Here is a 16,962-nt window from a genome sequence, read left to right on the forward strand (position 1 = left end):
CGATCGCCTGTTTGGATATATTAATACTTGGCTTTTTTGCGGGTTAACTGTTGCTTGCGACGGCGCTTTTGGGCAGCAGCCACAGCCCCCTCGACGGGATATCCTACAACTGGGGGAATGACTTGATATTGTCTGTCTTGTTCTAGCCGCTTTAACTCAGTGTAATCGACCCAGTGGATGCAATCTACCGGACAAGTATCGATCGCCTCCTGGATCAGTTCCTCCACGTCACCATCTTGACGGACGACACGAGAGCGACCGTAATCTGGTTCGATGTAAAAGGTGTTGTGAGCGACGTGAGCGCAGTGCTTGCAGCCAATACAAGTGATTTCGTCAACGTATACACCCTTTTGCCGGGTAACACCGCCCAATTCTGGCTCTAGTCCAGAACGATTGGCAGCATCACGCAGATTCCCTCCCAACTCGGGTTCTAGGTGCGATCGCCCCGTGTCGGAATGATTCGATGTGCCAAGATCGTCCATCAGCCACTCCAGCGCTGTACTAACAGCCTGATCGAGCCATCTGAGTTTTTCTGTTGTTCGGTAACTTGAAAACCTTGTCTTGCTGTTTCGTTAACTACGGTGTGGTACGCATAACGCTGCGTCACTTGGCGCAAGAAACCTTCTACTGATAAAGGTTGCTGCCAATATTGCATATCGGCGACGAGTTCGTACTCTTTGCCATTCCAACTAAACCCTACATCGTAACCGTTATCTTGCTCGATTGTCACTTCGGCATTCCGCGTTTGTCCCTGATAGCCTCGGACTTGCCGAGATCCAGATTTCCAATCAACTCCTAGATCGGTAAGAGCTGCTTGCAAGGATGTTAAATTGCGGATCTGAGTTTTGATTTGGCTAAAGTGTGACATAGTGTTTCTAGATCGTCGTAAATTAACTAGGGTAAATAACTAAATAAAAAAGCTACCATTCGCTAAACGATGCTTGAGCGATTGAGACATCAGCTTGTGTATTAACTTGATTAAAATATTCTGATGTTGGCTGCTGGCTAATGGTTTGCCCTAGTTCTGCTTCCAGCGCTGCCGTAACTTCCGTACAGGAGGAACCGACGATCCCCGTAACTTTTTCCTGTACGCGACCATCGGGATAGATGACAAATTCTAAGGTTTCCATGCTTCTAGCCAACACAACAGGTTTTAAGGTTATCTGACACTTATATCCAGCATTTGGGCAGGATAGCTTGCTTTGAGCGACGCGATCCCCTATCTTAATATCCCTACTGCTACATAATGTTTCATCCATCGAATTATATAGATGAAAAAGTTAACAAAATTTAGCAATAGAGTGAACTCGCACAGTAATTATTTGTCAGTTTCGCTTAACTTTCAACAGCAGTCAAGCAGAAAATTAGAGAGCAGGGAGCAGGGAGTAGGGGGGACAAGGGAACAAGGGGAAAATGTATATTGTTGTTTGTCTCCCATTCCTTACCCTTATCTCTAGCCTCTAGTTATGAGCAACTCTCCAATTTGGCATCCTTTTACGCAGATGAAAACGACTCCTCCTCCTTTGAAAGTCAAAAGGGGAGAGGGGGTGATGTTGGAATTGGAGGATGGAAGGCAGATTCTTGATTGTATTTCGAGTTGGTGGGTGACGATCCACGGACACAGCCACCCCGTACTAGCTGAGGCTCTTTACCAACAAGCAAAACAACTAGAACAAGTGATTTTTGCTGGGTTTACCCACGAGCCAGCAGAAAAATTAGCCACTGGGCTATTGAAACATCTACCTAAATCTCTGACACGGGTATTTTTCTCCGATAACGGCTCTACAGCGATCGAAGTTGCGCTGAAAATGGCATACCAGTATTGGTTTAACCAAGGGGAAAAACAACGAACTCGATTCATTAGCTTTGAAGGCGGCTATCACGGCGACACTGTAGGAGCAATGTCAGTTGGTAGTAGTTCTCCTTGGTGGCAAACTTTCAAAACTTTGATGTTTGCAACGGATATCGTACCTTTTCCTGCCACATTCGACGAAGATCTAAACGTCGCTACCCACGAAGCACAGGCTTTGGATTGTCTGGCAGAATTATTGCAAAAAAATTCACACAGTTACGCAGGCATATTTATCGAGCCATTAGTACAGGGAGCCGCAGGGATGCGCCTGTGTCGTCCCCAATTTTTGCAGGAACTTGCCAAACTCGCCCGCACACATGGGGTGCTGCTAATCTATGACGAGGTTATGACGGGCTTTGGTAGAACGGGAGAATTATTTGCTTGTTTAAAGTCAAGTACTTGTCCCGATATACTTTGCTTATCTAAAGGTTTATCAGGTGGCTGTTTACCTCTATCTGTGACTGTAGCAACAGAGGAAATTTACCAAGCTTTTTACAGCGATGATATCGATCGCGCCTTCTTCCACAGTCATTCTTTCATGGGAAATCCCTTAGCTTGCGCCACAGGCAACGCCTCGCTGGAATTATTAACTCAAAATCCAGCCGCATTTGCTGGAATGGAAGCCTTACACCGTCGCTACATGGAAACGTGGTTGAGCGGGCATCCAAAAATCGAACGTACCCGCATCTGCGGTACAATAGCAGCCCTGGATCTGAAAGCTGAAAGCGAAAGCTACTTAAACGCCACAGGTTCAAAGCTGCGATCGCGCTTTCTCGAATTAGGCTTCCTCTTACGTCCTCTCGGTAATACCATTTACCTCATGCCACCCTACTGCATCACCCCGACTCAACTCGAATCGATTTACGAAGTGATTCGTCGGGTTGTGGATGAGTGAGTCAAAAGTCAAAAGTCAAAAGTCAAAAGTCAAAAGTCAAAAGTCAAAAGTCAAAAAATTAGCAACAACCAACAACTGCCGATCGTCAACTACCAACTACCAACTACCAATGCCCCAAACCATCACCTTACCAAATTGGAATCAACTTGCCGATCGCTCCTTAGCAGGAGATCTTATCAGCCGTGAGGAAGCGTTAGCCGTACTCAGCGCCCCTAATGAAGTGTTACTCGAACAGCTAGCAGCAGCTTATAAAGTTCGCAAACATTATTGGGGTAATCGCGTTCGACTGCACTTTTTGCTCAATGCCCAAAGTGGACTTTGCCCTGAAGATTGCCATTATTGTTCCCAATCAAAAATCTCCACGGCAGAAATTGAGAAATATCCGTTGATGGCACAGGAGAAAATTTTAGCTGCCGCAGCACGGGCAGCTAGTTTAAAAGCAGGTACATTCTGCATGGTACTGTCTGGGCGATCGCCAAACGAAACAACTTTTGCCAAATTTTTAGCAGCCGTGCGAGAAGTCAAGGCAAATTACGATTTGAAAATTTGTGCTTGTTTAGGGTTGTTGAGTGAGTCACAAACGCAGCGTTTAGCAGCAGCCGGAGTAGATAGAGTCAACCACAATCTCAACACAGCAGAATCGCACCACGAACAAATTTGTACGACTCATACTTTTAGCGATCGCGTGGCGACGGTGGAGAATGTTAAAGCTGCTGGAATTACGACTTGTTCGGGCGGAATAATAGGGATGGGTGAGTCAGATGACGATATTATCGATTTAGCTCTGTCACTGCGACAATTAGAAGTAACAAGCGTACCAATTAACTTTTTGATCCCAATACCAGGTACACCACTCGCAGGATTACAACAACTCAATCCGCAACGCTGTCTACGGATATTATGTTTATTTCGATTCTTGCTACCATCACAAGAAATTCGGATTGCCGGAGGTAGAGAAGTCCATTTGCGATCGCTCCAACCGTTAGGATTATATCCCGCCAACTCCATCTTCATTGGCGACTATCTCACCACCCCAGGACAAGCAGCACAAATGGATTTAGACATGATTCGCGACGCTGGTTTTGTTTTGGAGGAGTGAGGAGCAAGGAGCGACTATTCTTTGTGTTCTTCTTAGCGTCTTAGCGTCTAACGCTACGCTTCGCCTACGACTGATGCGTGACATAAAAATGGATTTACTTAGCACGGAGATATTAACAAATCGCCTCAGATTAAAACCTGTATCGATGGCGTATAAAGAAGAAATCTTTTCAGAATTTACTGAAGATATTACTAAATATATGTGTCCGCGATCGCCCCAACATATTGCTGAAATAGAAGCATTTATTGAGAATGCAATTGTAGATTTAGAAAAGGGTAGCGATCTAATACTAGCGATCTTAAAAAAGGATTCGCAAGAATTCTTAGGCTGTGCAGGTCTTCATGGTATGCTTGGCAAAACCCCAGAATTCGGTATTTGGTTAAAAAAAACAGCCCACGGTCATAAGTATGGATTAGAAGCAATTACAGGTATCAAAAATTGGGCTGAGCAAAATCTAGATTATGAATATTTTCTCTATCCTGTCGATCGCGCCAACATTGCTAGTCGCAAAATCCCAGAAACATTGGGCGGAAAAGTTGTGAGAGAATACGAACACAAAAAGACAAATGGAAATATTTTATATTTATTAGAATATCGCATTGAGAGAGCGTAGCATCTGTAGGAGCGAGTTTACCAAACATTTGATACTTTCTATTATCATTTACCTATTACCCATTACCATCCCCAAACCGATAACCTTTCCCATAAACAGTATGAACTAACACTATTTCTCCCTTCGCTTCAATTTTGCGTCTTAATAACCGAACTAAAGCAGCTAAAACATTACTGCTCGGTTGTTCCTCTTCAGTCCATAAATATTGATGAATTTGGTCGTGAGTTAAAACTTGTCCGACATGACGCATAAAATATTCTAAAAGCTTAGTCTCTTTCTCTGACAACTCAATCGTGCGTCCTTGACGATAAGCTAAGCGATTTTCCACATCTAATTCTAAATCTGCAACTTGTAAACGTTGAGTTGCAGCTAGATTTAAATCTACAGCGCCTCGCCGTAACAAAGCGCGGACTCTTGCAAGTAATTCGCGTAATTCAAAAGGCTTAACAATATAATCATCTGCACCCGCATCTAAACCTTGCACGCGATCGTCTATCGTATCTTTAGCAGTCAGGAAGAGGACAGGTGTATTTTTACCACTGCGGCGTAATTGCTGACAAATATCTAACCCCGATTGGTGGGGGAGCATCCAATCGAGGATCAGTAAGTCATAAGTCTTCTGAGTAGCCAAATTGCTACCTTTGTTCCCATCATATGCCACATCAACCTCGTATCCTTCACGGCTGAGGAGGCGACTAAGAGGATCGGTTAGTTCAACTTCATCGTCAACTAACAAGATTTTCATATCAATCTTGGCTGCACGGATAGATTACGCGATATTTCTATTCTTACACTGGCTGCAATCTGGCAGTGTCTCACTAATATAGAAAATCAGAATTATACAATCGCGATCGTTCTAGTTTCAGGGCATAATAGTTTTTTGTGAGAATCAGGACTTGTCTTCTGTTTCTTCCCCTATTCCCTACTCCCTACTCCCTAGCCATGATTACCGTAGCACTACCCAAAGGCGCACTTTTAAAAGATAGTATCCGTTTGTTGCAATCTGTCGGTTTAGATTTTAGTGCATTTCTCGATTCCAGCAATCGCCAATTACAGATTCAAGACTCGAATAATATTGCCAAAGCTTTATTAGTACGGGCGCAAGATGTACCCGTTTACGTAGAATATGGACAGGCACAATTAGGAATTGTTGGCTATGACGTATTGCGCGAGAAAAAACCGAAAGTTGCCAATCTAGCCGATTTAAAATTCGGTTCTTGTCGGCTCTCTGTGGCTGTCAAAGCTTCTAGTCCTTATCGTTCGGCTTTAGAATTACCAGCTCACGGAAGAGTTGCTTCTAAGTTTGTTAATTGCGCCCGCGAGTATTTTGAAAATTTAGATTTACCAGTAGAAATTATTACTTTATACGGTTCTGTAGAATTGGGACCAATTACGGGTATGTCTGAGGCAATTGTTGACTTAGTTTCTACTGGTAGAACGCTACAAGAAAATGGATTAATCGAGATTGAAACATTGTTTGAAAGTACGGCAAGACTGATCGCTCATCCCTTAAGCTATCGGCTTAACAGCGGGAATTTTTATCAGTATATCGAACAAATTCGCACGGCAATTATGTCACCTGTTTAGTTGAGTAAAATCTACATTTCAATCCTATGCTTTCAAGCAGAGGTTCCCTGCTCGATCGCTCGTGCGCTCTCTGCTAAGACTGCACCAATCTCCCCTGCTCCTCTGCTCCCCTGCTCCCCCGCTCCCAAGTACCTCGGCGCGTTAAACGGCGTTCCAAAGTAGCGATCGCCCAATCTGCTAAAATTGCTAACACCGCCGCCGGAACTGCCCCTGCCAGAATCAACTGATTGTTGACCATTGCAATTCCCCGAAATACAAACACGCCCAAGCCGCCAGCGCCAATTGCTGCTGCGATCGTGGCAACCCCGATCGCAATCACCGTAGCTACCCTTACCCCTGCTAAAATCACCCCTAGCGCCAACGGAACCTCGACTTGCAAGAGTAACTGGCGATCGGTCATGCCCATCCCCTTTCCTGCCTCACGAATTGCCGGATCGACGTTAATAATTCCTGTATAGGTATTGCGAATAATTGGTAGGAGAGAATAGAGGGTTAGAGCAATTATCGCCGTCCGCGCCCCAATTCCGCCAATTAGCGGCACGGAAATTAAAAATCCAAATAGTGCCAAACTAGGAATTGTTTGCAACACGTTAGCAATTCCCAAGATTGGCTGACGCAGGCTGGGTTTACGGGTGATGCAGATCCCTAGCGGAATACCTACCAAAGTCGCAACACCAATTGAAATTCCTACCAAGAGGATATGGGTAGCAGTTTCCTGTAAAATCTCCGGCGCGTACTTCACCAGAAAAAATTCACTCAAGTTCATTTTCCGTTCTTCTCACCAGAATTATAAATCTGAGCAAACGGTGGTAACCCTTTGATAAAAGCACGCGCCTCTGGCTTGGGAGATTTTAAAAACTCTTCTGGCGTACTTAACACCAGCATCCGTCCTGCTTGCATGAGACCAATTCGAGAAGCCAAAATAAAAGCTTCCTGAATATCATGCGTTACGAAAATTACGGTTTTGCCTAACTGCTGTTGCAAGCGGCGAAACTGCTGTTGAATTTCTAGACGAGTGACTGGATCGAGCGCGCCGAAAGGTTCGTCCATCAATAACACGGGCGGATCGGCAGCTAGCGCCCTAGCGACTCCTACACGCTGTCGTTGTCCTCCAGAAAGTTCGCGGGGGTAACGATGAGCGAATTGCTCCGGTTCCAAACCAACTAAGTTTAACAGTTCGTAAACTCGTGCCTTAATTTGTTTGGGTTTCCAACTTTCTAAAGCTGGCACTAAGCCCACATTTCGTTCGATCGTGAAATGCGGAAACAAACCTGTCTCCTGAATCACGTATCCCATCTGACGGCGTAATTTGATTTCATCCCACTTGGTTGTAGGAATGCCTTCAAACAGAATCTCACCGTGAGAAGGGACGAACAGACGATTGATCAACTTCATGGTCGTAGTTTTGCCACTACCACTGCGTCCCAATAAGACCAAAACTTCACCTCGCCCGATGGTGAAATTGAGATTTGATACCAGCGCCCGTCCGTTCTGAATGAACGTGACATCGCGAAATTCGATTGCAATTGGATTATCCTGCGGCATAAACGACTCCCGAAAGGGGTTGCCTCAGGTAACATTATGTGCTGATTTACCCGCGATCGAAGTAATGGTTGAGCTTTTAGTGTATCAACTTACATGCAAACAGGGGTAGAAGCAAGCTATAACTTATCGCTAGACATCCTGGGGATTCAATTTTGCCATTTCCCAAGTCGTGTAAGTGCCAATCGGACTCCAAATTAGATACGGTAGGAGTAAAGCCGCCGCCCAAGGGGAAACGCTGAGGACAGTTAAGGCTAATAATAGACCAGCGATCGCACCCGTACCACCAATAATCGTCCCAATTTTGAGGCTGCGAGTCCTAAACATCACAGGCGTGTAGGAAACGATTAGAATTTCTACCAACAGGTAAAACCCCATCAGCAACCAGCTACCCGTATTTTCCCACACGATATAAGCCGACCAAGCACCGCAAATAAATACGACCGTCCAAATGACGGGAATTAATGCTTCAAACGTCAACCAGTTAGGGCGGCGCAAGCGCTTAAACCATTTGCGATCGCTTGGTGTAAAGAAATTTGAACCAAGTGCCACCAACAGCGTCACAGCCCCGATTACCATCCAAGATTTAATCATGATTAAGTGAGTAGTAAGTACTGAGTGGCTAGTGGCTAGATTCTTTATTGGTCTAGTCACTAGTCACTAGTCACTGATAACTGACAACTGTTCACTGCTCTGTAGGATTGAGGCGAATCATTTCCCAAGTTGTAAACGTGCCGATGGGGCTCCAAATGGTATAAGGTATGAGCAAAGCTGCTGCCCATCCAGAGATTTGCAAGACAGCTAGTAACAACAATACGCTCAAGAGTACGCCTGAGAAACCAACAAACGTACCGATCGCCAAACTACGTAGTTGTAGCGTCACTGGTAAATAAGCAACGGTAATTAATTCTAAAACTAGGTATAAGCCCATTAATAACCAGGTCTTGAGGCTACCTGGTTCTGCTTCCCAAACAATATAAGCTGAAATTGCCCCACACGTAAAAATCACCATCCATATTACTGGAATTAATGGCTCAAAAGTTAACCAATGTGGGCGTTCCAGTTGAACTGCCCATTTCAAATCGCGAGGCTTAAAGAAAAAGCCACCGAAGGCGACAAGAAACGTTATTCCTCCAATCGCTAACCAAGACGGAATCATTCTTGTTTATCCTTTCCTCAGTCTTCTATCGCGATTGTGACAGTTTAGGGCAATATGAGTACTCAGTCATTGGAGAGAAGTCGAAATTCAGGAACTAGGAGTTATAGCAGTTCTCAGTCGATCGCAGTATACATCTTGTAGGGGCGCACAGCTGTGCGCCCCTACAGACCCTAATATCTCATTCAATCAAGAACCACCTAGTTTGTACTCAAATAGGCTTCTAAGGCTTCCGAACCACCGATAAGCCTTCCATCGATAAAGACTTGCGGTACTGTCATTGCTCCCGTCATTGCCCGTAGAGAACGGGTTGTCGCATCTTGCCCTAAAACGATTTCTTCGTATTCAATTCCGCGTCCTTGCAGCATTTCTTTCGCACGGGTGCAGAACGGACAACCAACTTTGGCGAACAAAGAGACGCACTTCGGTTTTGCCGCTTCTGGGTTAATGTAATTGAGCATGGTTTCGGCATCGGATACTTTAAAGGGATCGCCTGGTTCCTCTGGCTCGATAAACATCTTTTCTACTACACCATCTTTCACCAGCATGGAATAGCGCCAAGAACGCTTGCCAAATCCTAACTCCGATTTGTCTACCAACATTCCCATGCCGTCAGTAAACTCGCCGTTGCCATCGGGAAGAAAAGTTACCTTATCTGCACCTTGATCCTTTGCCCATTCGCTCATGACAAAGGCATCATTGACAGAAATACAAACAATCTCGTCAACACCATTCTCTTTAAAGGCTGGTGCTAAATCGTTGTAACCTGGAACGTGAGTTGACGAGCAAGTTGGTGTATATGCCCCCGGCAAAGAGAAAACTACAACTGTCTTGCCGTTAAATATCTCGTCGCTAGACACATCCAACCATCCGTTATTCTGGCGAGTCCGAAATTTAACACTGGGTACTTTTTGTCCTTCGCGGTTAGACAGCACGGTATCTCCTTCACTTCACAAATCTACATACAGATAGAGCGTACTCGTTATGAGTTCACTTGTCAACTCTTTCGCTCGCGTTGCTATACTACTACATGTACATGTGGATACTACAATTTATCCTGAAGCCCGGGAAACTAGCAGACGAAGATAAAAATATGCCAGAAAATGCTTGGAATACATCCCTCTACGAGAGTAAACATGCGTTTGTGTGGCAGTACGGCGAATCACTGCTAGAGTTGCTGTCACCGCTACCAGGAGAAAGAATTTTAGATCTCGGTTGCGGCACGGGACAATTATCAGAAAAAATTGCGATCGCGAAGGATTCGCAATTAAATTATTTTATATATAGATAGGTGGGCATTGCCCACTCTACTATTTAATTCTGGGTAGATGTAACATAATTAATGACTATAGGCGTAAGCTTGTCTATTACATCTGAAATTATTTCACGATCTGTTTCAGTCCAAACTCTCGGTTGACCGAATACACAGGGTTGTAAAATACCCCATAATTGATTTTTGTCGCATAAATGAGCGTGAATTAAAGCTCGGTGTCCGAAATTTTTACGCTCAAAATCTTTATTGACCACTTTTGGATCTGCTGTCTCTACATCTTCCACAAAAATTGATGGTTCGGCACGCAAAGCGGCTGCAAATAAAGGGTCTTCGTTGTTTATTAAATCGGTGGGTTCTGCTTTCCAGTCTGAATCAGTTACATCAGGATATTCAGGACTGCGACACCAACAACTGACAACTTTACCAATATTAGTTTGAGGATGGCGTAAATAGAGAAAACAGCGATCGCATTGTAATAGATCTCCTAATACTGGTAGTAAAGTTGAAAAAATTGCTTCTGGCGGACGATGTTCGGAGAGAATCTTGCTTAAAATAGTCGAATCTTGCATAGAAATCTTAGCCTTTTGATAGGGTCGATCTGCGATCGCTCTGTCTAATCTAAAAGTATATAGAAAATGCGAGGAAAAGATCATGCCTAGCGGTCATGCAAATCATAAAGGCACAAGCGATAAACCTAATACAAATGCAGCGGGTCAAATGGATATCGCCGCTGACAAATCAACCGATGCCGCCGAAGATGTCTTACCAGAAGGAGTGACAACTAATACAACTAGAACCGATGAATTTGTAGATTATCCTCCTGCATATCAGCGTCCAGAAGAATCAGAATCTAGTCAGGATAAATAAGTGAATTTATGGCGATTGCAAACTGTTAATTCGTGCAAGATTAACTCAAATTCTTGCCAACTAACGTTGGGAATAGTCACTACACTACCAGGAGCCAGCTGCATTTGGCTAACAGGTTTGACGACAGAACTTGTGGTAGTCATAGGAAGATTGACAATATATCGAGTCAGGGCGAGTTTAGATAGATCTTCACCTAAGTATAGAGATTTTTGGTGAACTCGCCCCTACACTGTATTTTCGCTCTACACTTTAAACTTCTCGACAATCCGTGTCATCGCTTCTTCCACGTTCTCGCGACTGTTGAATGCAGAGATACGGAAGTAGCCTTCACCAGCCGCACCAAATCCCGAACCAGGCGTTCCCACCACATTGCAAACTTGCAGCAGCTTATCAAAGAAATCCCAACTGGATAAACCGTGCGGGGTTTTTACCCAGACATAAGGTGCATTCACGCCGCCATATACTTCTAAACCCGCAGCCATCAGTTGAGTACGGATGATTTTGGCGTTTTCTAGATAAAAATTGACAAGAGCGTTAATTTGTGAATTCCCTGCTTCCGAATAAACTGCCTCAGCACCACGCTGCACGATGTAAGATACACCATTAAATTTAGTGGACTGACGGCGATTCCACAATTTCCACAATTCTACATCCGCACCATCAGCAGCTTTTGCCTTGAGAGTTTTGGGTACGACAGTTAAAGCGCAGCGCGTACCTGTAAAGCCAGCATTTTTAGAAAAAGAACGAAATTCGATCGCGCAATCTCTAGCCCCCTCAATTTCATAAATAGAATGGGGTAGATCGGGATCTGTGATGTATGCCTCGTAAGCAGCATCGAAGAAAATTATTGAATCGTTGGCTTTGGCGTAGTTTACCCACGCTTGAAGATGATCTCGCGTTGCTGTCGCACCTGTAGGGTTGTTGGGGAAACACAGATAAATCAAATCGACTTTTTGAGTCGGAATTTCGGCAGTAAAGTTGTTTTCTGCCGTCACGGGAAGATAGACTAACCCCCCATACTCGCCTTTTTCATTTGCCTCTCCCGTATGTCCAGCCATGACATTCGTATCGACATACACGGGATATACAGGATCGGTAACGGCAATTCTGTTATCTTTGCCAAAAATATCGAGAATATTGCCCGTATCGCACTTGGAACCATCAGAAATAAAAATTTCTGAAGCGTCAATGTCGCATCCTCGCGCTTGAAAATCGTGGCTAGCAATCTTCTCCCGCAACCAAGCATAACCTTGTTCGGGACCGTAGCCTTTAAAAGTAGCGCGATCGCCCATTTCATCTACAGCTTGAATCATTGCGCTACGACAAGCTTCTGGTAATGGTTCGGTGACATCGCCAATTCCCAACCGGATAATTTTTGCCTCGGGATTCGCCTCAGCAAATGCATTCACTCGCCGCGCAATTTCAGGAAACAGGTAGCCTGCTTTGAGTTTCAGGTAGTTATCGTTAATCTTTGCCACGATCGATCTCCATGTGTGCCGTAAATAATTTTAAGGGCTGGTGAAAAGTCAAAAGTCAAAAGTCAAAAGTTAAAAGTCAAAATTAACTACTCCCTACTCCCTGCTCCCTACTCCCTAACAACTGAGACGACACAAGCGCAGGTTGTTGAGAATTTGCGCGCCTTGTTTTTGGTAAAATTCGATGCCGCGATCGTTGTTGACGTTCACTGTCCATTCTATGCGTCTGCAATCGTTCTCGCTGGCGAGGGTTGATAAGTAGTTGAGTAATGCGGTTCCGACTCTTTGTCCGCGCATATGTGGCTGTACAAATAAATCGTCGAGCCAGATACTCGGTTTACCGAGAAAACTGGAGTAGGTGTAGAAAAATAAGGCAAATGCGATCGCGCAGTTATCGACTTCTGCTAATAATACTCTCGCTAGGGGCGATCGCCCAAATAATGTTGTCTCTAACTGCTGGGGAGTTGCTTGCAGTTCGTCTAGATATCCATCAAATGCTGCTTTTTGACGGATAAACGAAAATACTTGCTCTAAATCCTCAACTGTTGCTAGGCGAATTTGAATATTGATATTACTCATCTGATGTATCCATTGCGTACTTACCTGTACTGTAAAAAAGCTTTTTTCATATGTCCAATATATATTTAGTAAAATATTTATATTTTAAATATATAAATATGGGAGTTGGTAGGGGCGCACATCTGTGCGCCTTTACGGAGTCGGGAGTCGGGACAAGGAAGACAAGGGGAATAACTACAACTACCAACTACCAATTACCAATTACCAATTACCATCATGGAACTTCGCCACCTACGCTATTTCATCGCTGTCGCGGAGGAATTAAATTTCAGTCGCGCTGCCGAACGCTTGCATATTGCTCAACCACCGTTAAGTCAACAAATCCGCGATTTAGAAGCTGAAATTGGAGTCAGATTGTTCGATCGCACTAAACGACGTGTAGAATTGACTGCTGCGGGTCGAGTATTTTTAGAAAAAGTACGACAGTTACTTAGGCAAATCGAGCAAGCTGTGGAAGCAGCACAACGAGCGAGTCGCGGCGAAATTGGGCGTTTGAGCTTGGGGTTTAATAGTTCGGCGACATATAGCGTTTTACCCACCTTATTAAAAGCCTTTCGAGAACGATGTCCAGAGGTAGTATTGGATTTACATGAATTGACAACGCCGCAACAAATCTTGCAGTTACAACAACAGCAAATTGATGCGGGTATTCTTTACTTACCAATCGATTTAGAAGAAATAGAGTTAGAAATAGTTTCCGTGTTAAAAGAAGGCATGGCGATCGCAATTCCAGAAACTCATCCTCTCGCTACATCCACTCAAATCTCAATTCGAGCCTTGAGTCAAGAATTATTCATTTTGCCACCCGCCCGTTTAGGTAGTGGACTTTACAATCAAATTAGGCAATTTTTTCAACAAACAGAGTTTAGTCCAATAGCAGTGCAAGAAGCAATACAACTACAAACTAGCATTAGTTTAGTAGCAGGTGGTGTAGGAGTGGCGCTAGTACCGACTTCTCTACAAAATTTACAGCGCGCCGGGGTGATATATCGATCGCTTATAGAACCAACTCCTGAAATTGAAATTGCTGTAGCATGGCGAAAGGGAGAGCGATCGCCTATTTTGCAGCACTTTATTGACTCCATATACAAACATTTTTCTGTAGAGATGTTACATGTGTAGAGACGTTACATGCGTAGAGACGTTACATGTGTAGAGACGTTACATGTAACGTCTCTACACATGTAACGTCTCTACAGAGAACTTTTGACTTTAAACTTTTGACTTAGCAAAGGTGAGCCGCAGTGAGACAACAAACGATCGCCGAACGCGCTCATGACATTCTCCGCTCCGAGCAGTCGAGCAACCCCCTCAACTCAATTTTTGCTCCCCAGAACGTTGCTGTAATTGGAGCTAGCGAAAAACAAGGTAGCGTCGGACGTACCCTGCTATGGAATCTCATCAGCAATCCCTTTGGGGGAACTGTATTTCCCGTCAATCCCAAACGTCCTAGCGTATTGGGAATTAAAGCTTATCCCACCATTCAAGATGTTCCCGCGCCAGTCGATCTCGCAGTCATAGCTATCCCCGCACCCGCCGTACCAGGGGCGATCGCAGAATGTGTCGCCGCAGGAGTTAAAGGTGCGATTATTATTTCTGCTGGATTTAAAGAAGCTGGAGTAGCTGGGATCGAGTTAGAACGGCAAGTGCTGGAACAAGCACGTCGAGGCAATCTGCGAATTGTCGGACCTAACTGCCTGGGAGTAATGAGTCCGCATACAGGGTTAAATGCTACGTTTGCTAGCGCGATCGCCCGACCTGGTAATGTGGGTTTCATCAGCCAAAGTGGAGCGCTCTGCACGGCGATCCTCGACTGGAGCAAGCAAGAAAATGTTGGTTTTAGCGCCTTTGTCTCCATCGGTTCCATGCTCGATGTTAATTGGGGCGATTTAATTTACTATCTCGGTGACGATCCTCATACCAAAAGCATCGTCATTTACATGGAGTCTATTGGTAATGCGCGATCGTTCCTTTCGGCAGCTAGGGAAGTTGCACTGACCAAACCAATTATCGTCCTCAAAGCAGGTCGGACGGAGGCAGCAGCAAAAGCAGCGGCTTCCCATACAGGAGCGCTAGCTGGTAGCGATGTGGTATTAGATGCAGCTTTCCGGCGTTCCGGCGTGTTGCAAGTTAACCGGATCTCTGACTTATTTGATATGGCGGAGGTTTTAGCAAAACAACCCCGTCCCAAAGGTCGGCGCTTGACAATTCTGACCAATGCTGGTGGACCTGGGGTACTAACTACCGATGCCTTGATTGCTATGGGGGGAGAACTGTCAGAATTAAGCGAGGAGACTCGCACTGAATTGAATCGATTCCTGCCTACCCACTGGAGCCGCAGCAACCCAATTGATATTTTAGGAGATGCCGAACCCCAGCGTTACACTCAAGCCTTAGAGGTCGCAGCAAAAGACCCAAATAGTGATGGTTTGTTAGTAATCTTAACCCCGCAAGCCATGACTGACCCTACCAAGACGGCAGAAGCATTGAAATCTTATGTAGAGACGTTACATGTAACGCCTCTACAAGATAAACCGATTCTGGCGAGTTGGATGGGCGGTGCAGATGTCATCGACGGGGAAAAGATTCTTAACGATGCTGGCATTCCTACTTATCAATATCCAGATACAGCCGCTCGCGTATTCAGCCTGATGTGGCGATATAGCTACAATTTGCGGGGAATATATGAAACTCCTGCTCTACCAGTAAATTTAGCAGATAGCAACAGCTGTTCTCTGGTGACACAAATTATTGATACAGCACGACAGCAGGGACGCACGATTTTGACGGAGGTTGAATCTAAGCAAGTGCTAGCTGCTTATGGTATTCCCGTCGTTCCGACTTACATTGCCAGAAGTGAAGCAGAAGCAGTTGAATATAGCGATCGCATTGGATATCCCGTCGTCCTGAAACTCTTTTCCGAAACCATTACCCACAAAACCGATGTCGGCGGCGTGCAGTTAAATTTACCCAATGCCGATGCCGTGCGTTCTGCCTACCACAAAATTGAAACTTCTGTCAACCAATACGTCCAAAATAATCCTCCTCACTCCGATATGGGCGCACAGCCGTGCGCCCCTACAAAACCCCACGCACCACGCACGACACACCACGCACCACTATTCTTAGGCGTTACCGTTCAACCAATGCTGAAATTGGATGGTTACGAATTGATTATTGGCAGCAGTCTCGATCCACAATTCGGTTCTACGCTGCTATTTGGCTTAGGGGGACAGTTAGTGGAGGTATTCAAAGATCGAGCGATCGCCCTACCTCCCTTAAATACCACTCTGGCACGCCGAATGATGGAACAAACCCAAATTTACAAAGCATTGCAAGGAGTCAGAGGTAGAAAAAGCATCGATCTAGAAGCACTAGAACAACTTTTAGTATTATTCAGTCAACTCGTAGTCGAACAGCGGTGGATTAAGGAGATTGATATCAATCCGTTGCTAGCTCGTCCTGATTCCCTCCTTGCACTGGATGCGCGGATCGTTTTGCACTCACCGGAAACACCAGAAGATCGGTTGCCGAAACTGGCGATTCGTCCCTATCCCCAGCAGTACGTGAGTCAATGGACGATGAGAGATGGCACGATCGTTACTATTCGTCCGATTCGTCCCGAAGACGAACCTTTAATGGTGCAGTTTCATCAAACTCTATCGGAAGAAAGTGTCTATTTTCGTTATTTTCATTTGATTAAGTTAAGTCAGCGAATCGCACACGAAAGACTAACGCGGATATGCTTTATCGATTACGATCGCGAAATGGCATTAGTCACAGAGTATCGTCATCCACAAACCTCAACAAGAGAAATATTAGCAGTTGGTCGTCTGAGTAAATTACACGGCTTCAACGAAGCAGAATTTGCTATTTTGGTAGGCGATCGCCATCAGCGACAAGGGTTAGGTACGGAATTATTGAGTCGTCTATTACAAGTCGGACGTGACGAAAAACTCGCTCGCATTACTGGCGAAATTCTCGCCGAAAATCGAGCCATGCAAAAAGTCTGCGAAAAACTCGG

At 44.9% G+C, this 16,962-nt stretch carries 20 protein-coding genes and 1 pseudogene; 8 read left to right on the plus strand and 13 right to left on the minus strand.

The annotated features are described in order from the left end of the window. Positions 1–20: 20 nt before the first annotated feature. From C7Y66_RS11680 to C7Y66_RS33385, 3 genes are read right to left on the minus strand one after another with little or no spacing between them, the layout of a single operon-like run. Complete coding sequence (locus C7Y66_RS11680) at positions 21–482, minus strand: ferredoxin (RefSeq protein WP_106545704.1); 462 nt, start codon at positions 480–482, stop codon at positions 21–23. Further along, positions 482–868 carry a DUF1257 domain-containing protein gene (locus tag C7Y66_RS11685; protein ID WP_039716584.1) on the minus strand — a complete coding sequence of 129 codons (387 nt, stop codon included), beginning with the start codon at positions 866–868 and terminating at the stop codon, positions 482–484. Before C7Y66_RS11685 ends, C7Y66_RS11680 begins: the two co-directional genes overlap by 1 nt. Positions 869–920: 52 nt before the next feature. After that, complete coding sequence (locus tag C7Y66_RS33385) at positions 921–1,130, minus strand: DUF2997 domain-containing protein (protein ID WP_039716585.1); 210 nt, start codon at positions 1,128–1,130, stop codon at positions 921–923. Between the two features lie 336 nt (positions 1,131–1,466). On the opposite strand from C7Y66_RS33385, the gene bioA reads away from it, so the two are divergent. The 3 genes from bioA (at position 1,467) to C7Y66_RS11705 (ending at position 4,459) form a co-directional block, all read left to right on the plus strand. Further along, on the plus strand, positions 1,467–2,747 hold the full coding sequence (gene bioA, locus C7Y66_RS11695) for an adenosylmethionine--8-amino-7-oxononanoate transaminase (protein WP_106545705.1): 1,281 nt from the start codon (positions 1,467–1,469) through the stop codon (positions 2,745–2,747). Positions 2,748–2,856: 109 nt separating this feature from the next. Next, on the plus strand, positions 2,857–3,846 hold the full coding sequence (bioB, locus tag C7Y66_RS11700; protein ID WP_199197386.1) for a biotin synthase BioB: 990 nt from the start codon (positions 2,857–2,859) through the stop codon (positions 3,844–3,846). A 73-nt stretch (positions 3,847–3,919) separates the two neighbouring features. Then, positions 3,920–4,459, plus strand: coding sequence for a GNAT family N-acetyltransferase (locus tag C7Y66_RS11705; protein ID WP_106545706.1), 540 nt, complete (start codon positions 3,920–3,922; stop codon positions 4,457–4,459). A gap of 55 nt (positions 4,460–4,514) precedes the next feature. Here C7Y66_RS11705 and rppA read toward each other — a convergent pair whose 3' ends face one another. Beyond that, the gene (gene rppA / locus C7Y66_RS11710) at positions 4,515–5,204 is read right to left on the minus strand and encodes a two-component system response regulator RppA (RefSeq protein ID WP_106545707.1); all 690 of its coding nucleotides are present in this window, start codon (positions 5,202–5,204) and stop codon (positions 4,515–4,517) included. Positions 5,205–5,401: 197 nt separating this feature from the next. Between rppA and hisG the strand changes: the two genes are divergently transcribed. After that, positions 5,402–6,046 carry an ATP phosphoribosyltransferase gene (gene hisG / locus C7Y66_RS11715; protein ID WP_106170681.1) on the plus strand — a complete coding sequence of 215 codons (645 nt, stop codon included), beginning with the start codon at positions 5,402–5,404 and terminating at the stop codon, positions 6,044–6,046. Positions 6,047–6,119: 73 nt separating this feature from the next. Here the strand turns inward: hisG and C7Y66_RS11720 are convergent, their stop codons facing one another. From C7Y66_RS11720 to C7Y66_RS11740, 5 genes are all read right to left on the minus strand, one after another. Then, the gene (locus C7Y66_RS11720) at positions 6,120–6,812 is read right to left on the minus strand and encodes an ABC transporter permease (RefSeq protein ID WP_015154463.1); all 693 of its coding nucleotides are present in this window, start codon (positions 6,810–6,812) and stop codon (positions 6,120–6,122) included. Beyond that, positions 6,809–7,591, minus strand: a complete 783-nt coding sequence (locus C7Y66_RS11725; RefSeq protein WP_015154462.1) for an ATP-binding cassette domain-containing protein — start codon at positions 7,589–7,591, stop codon at positions 6,809–6,811. Before C7Y66_RS11725 ends, C7Y66_RS11720 begins: the two co-directional genes overlap by 4 nt. A 129-nt stretch (positions 7,592–7,720) precedes the next feature. Continuing rightward, positions 7,721–8,182: a TspO/MBR family protein gene (locus C7Y66_RS11730; protein WP_015154461.1), complete on the minus strand. Its 462-nt coding sequence runs from the start codon at positions 8,180–8,182 to the stop codon at positions 7,721–7,723. 91 nt (positions 8,183–8,273) lie between these two features. Next, on the minus strand, positions 8,274–8,747 hold the full coding sequence (locus C7Y66_RS11735; RefSeq protein ID WP_106545708.1) for a TspO/MBR family protein: 474 nt from the start codon (positions 8,745–8,747) through the stop codon (positions 8,274–8,276). A 197-nt stretch (positions 8,748–8,944) separates the two neighbouring features. Further along, positions 8,945–9,679 (minus strand): glutathione peroxidase, encoded by a 735-nt coding sequence (locus C7Y66_RS11740; protein WP_015154459.1) that lies wholly within the window; start codon positions 9,677–9,679, stop codon positions 8,945–8,947. A gap of 158 nt (positions 9,680–9,837) precedes the next feature. Here C7Y66_RS11740 and C7Y66_RS33390 point away from each other — a divergent pair. Continuing rightward, positions 9,838–9,993: pseudogene (locus tag C7Y66_RS33390) on the plus strand (SAM-dependent methyltransferase); the annotation flags it as partial. Positions 9,994–10,058: 65 nt separating this feature from the next. On the opposite strand, the gene C7Y66_RS11750 reads toward C7Y66_RS33390, so the two are convergent. Continuing rightward, entirely contained in the window at positions 10,059–10,586 is a 528-nt protein-coding gene (locus C7Y66_RS11750; RefSeq protein WP_106545720.1) for a GAF domain-containing protein, read from the minus strand. 82 nt (positions 10,587–10,668) lie between these two features. Here C7Y66_RS11750 and C7Y66_RS11755 point away from each other — a divergent pair, with 82 nt between their 5' ends. Then, positions 10,669–10,884 (plus strand): hypothetical protein, encoded by a 216-nt coding sequence (locus C7Y66_RS11755; protein ID WP_106545709.1) that lies wholly within the window; start codon positions 10,669–10,671, stop codon positions 10,882–10,884. Here C7Y66_RS11755 and C7Y66_RS30510 read toward each other — a convergent pair. The 3 genes from C7Y66_RS30510 to C7Y66_RS11765 all read right to left on the minus strand — a co-directional run bounded on the left by C7Y66_RS30510 (position 10,872) and on the right by C7Y66_RS11765 (position 12,938). Then, a complete protein-coding gene (locus C7Y66_RS30510; RefSeq protein ID WP_199197385.1) occupies positions 10,872–11,027 on the minus strand; it encodes a hypothetical protein in 156 nt (51 codons plus the stop codon). The genes C7Y66_RS11755 and C7Y66_RS30510 overlap by 13 nt on opposite strands. Positions 11,028–11,126: 99 nt before the next feature. Beyond that, positions 11,127–12,362 (minus strand): LL-diaminopimelate aminotransferase, encoded by a 1,236-nt coding sequence (locus C7Y66_RS11760; RefSeq protein ID WP_106545710.1) that lies wholly within the window; start codon positions 12,360–12,362, stop codon positions 11,127–11,129. A 114-nt stretch (positions 12,363–12,476) separates the two neighbouring features. Continuing rightward, the gene (locus C7Y66_RS11765; RefSeq protein WP_106545711.1) at positions 12,477–12,938 is read right to left on the minus strand and encodes a GNAT family N-acetyltransferase; all 462 of its coding nucleotides are present in this window, start codon (positions 12,936–12,938) and stop codon (positions 12,477–12,479) included. Positions 12,939–13,154: 216 nt separating this feature from the next. On the opposite strand from C7Y66_RS11765, the gene C7Y66_RS11770 reads away from it, so the two are divergent. Further along, the gene (locus tag C7Y66_RS11770) at positions 13,155–14,060 is read left to right on the plus strand and encodes a LysR substrate-binding domain-containing protein (RefSeq protein WP_106545712.1); all 906 of its coding nucleotides are present in this window, start codon (positions 13,155–13,157) and stop codon (positions 14,058–14,060) included. 122 nt (positions 14,061–14,182) lie between these two features. Further along, a partial coding sequence (locus C7Y66_RS11775) for a bifunctional acetate--CoA ligase family protein/GNAT family N-acetyltransferase (RefSeq protein ID WP_106545713.1) occupies positions 14,183–16,962 on the plus strand: 2,780 nt, incomplete at its 3' end.

The sequence above is a fragment of the Chroococcidiopsis sp. CCALA 051 genome (assembly GCF_003015105.1).
Classification (GTDB): Bacteria; Cyanobacteriota; Cyanobacteriia; order Cyanobacteriales; family Chroococcidiopsidaceae; genus Chroococcidiopsis; species Chroococcidiopsis thermalis.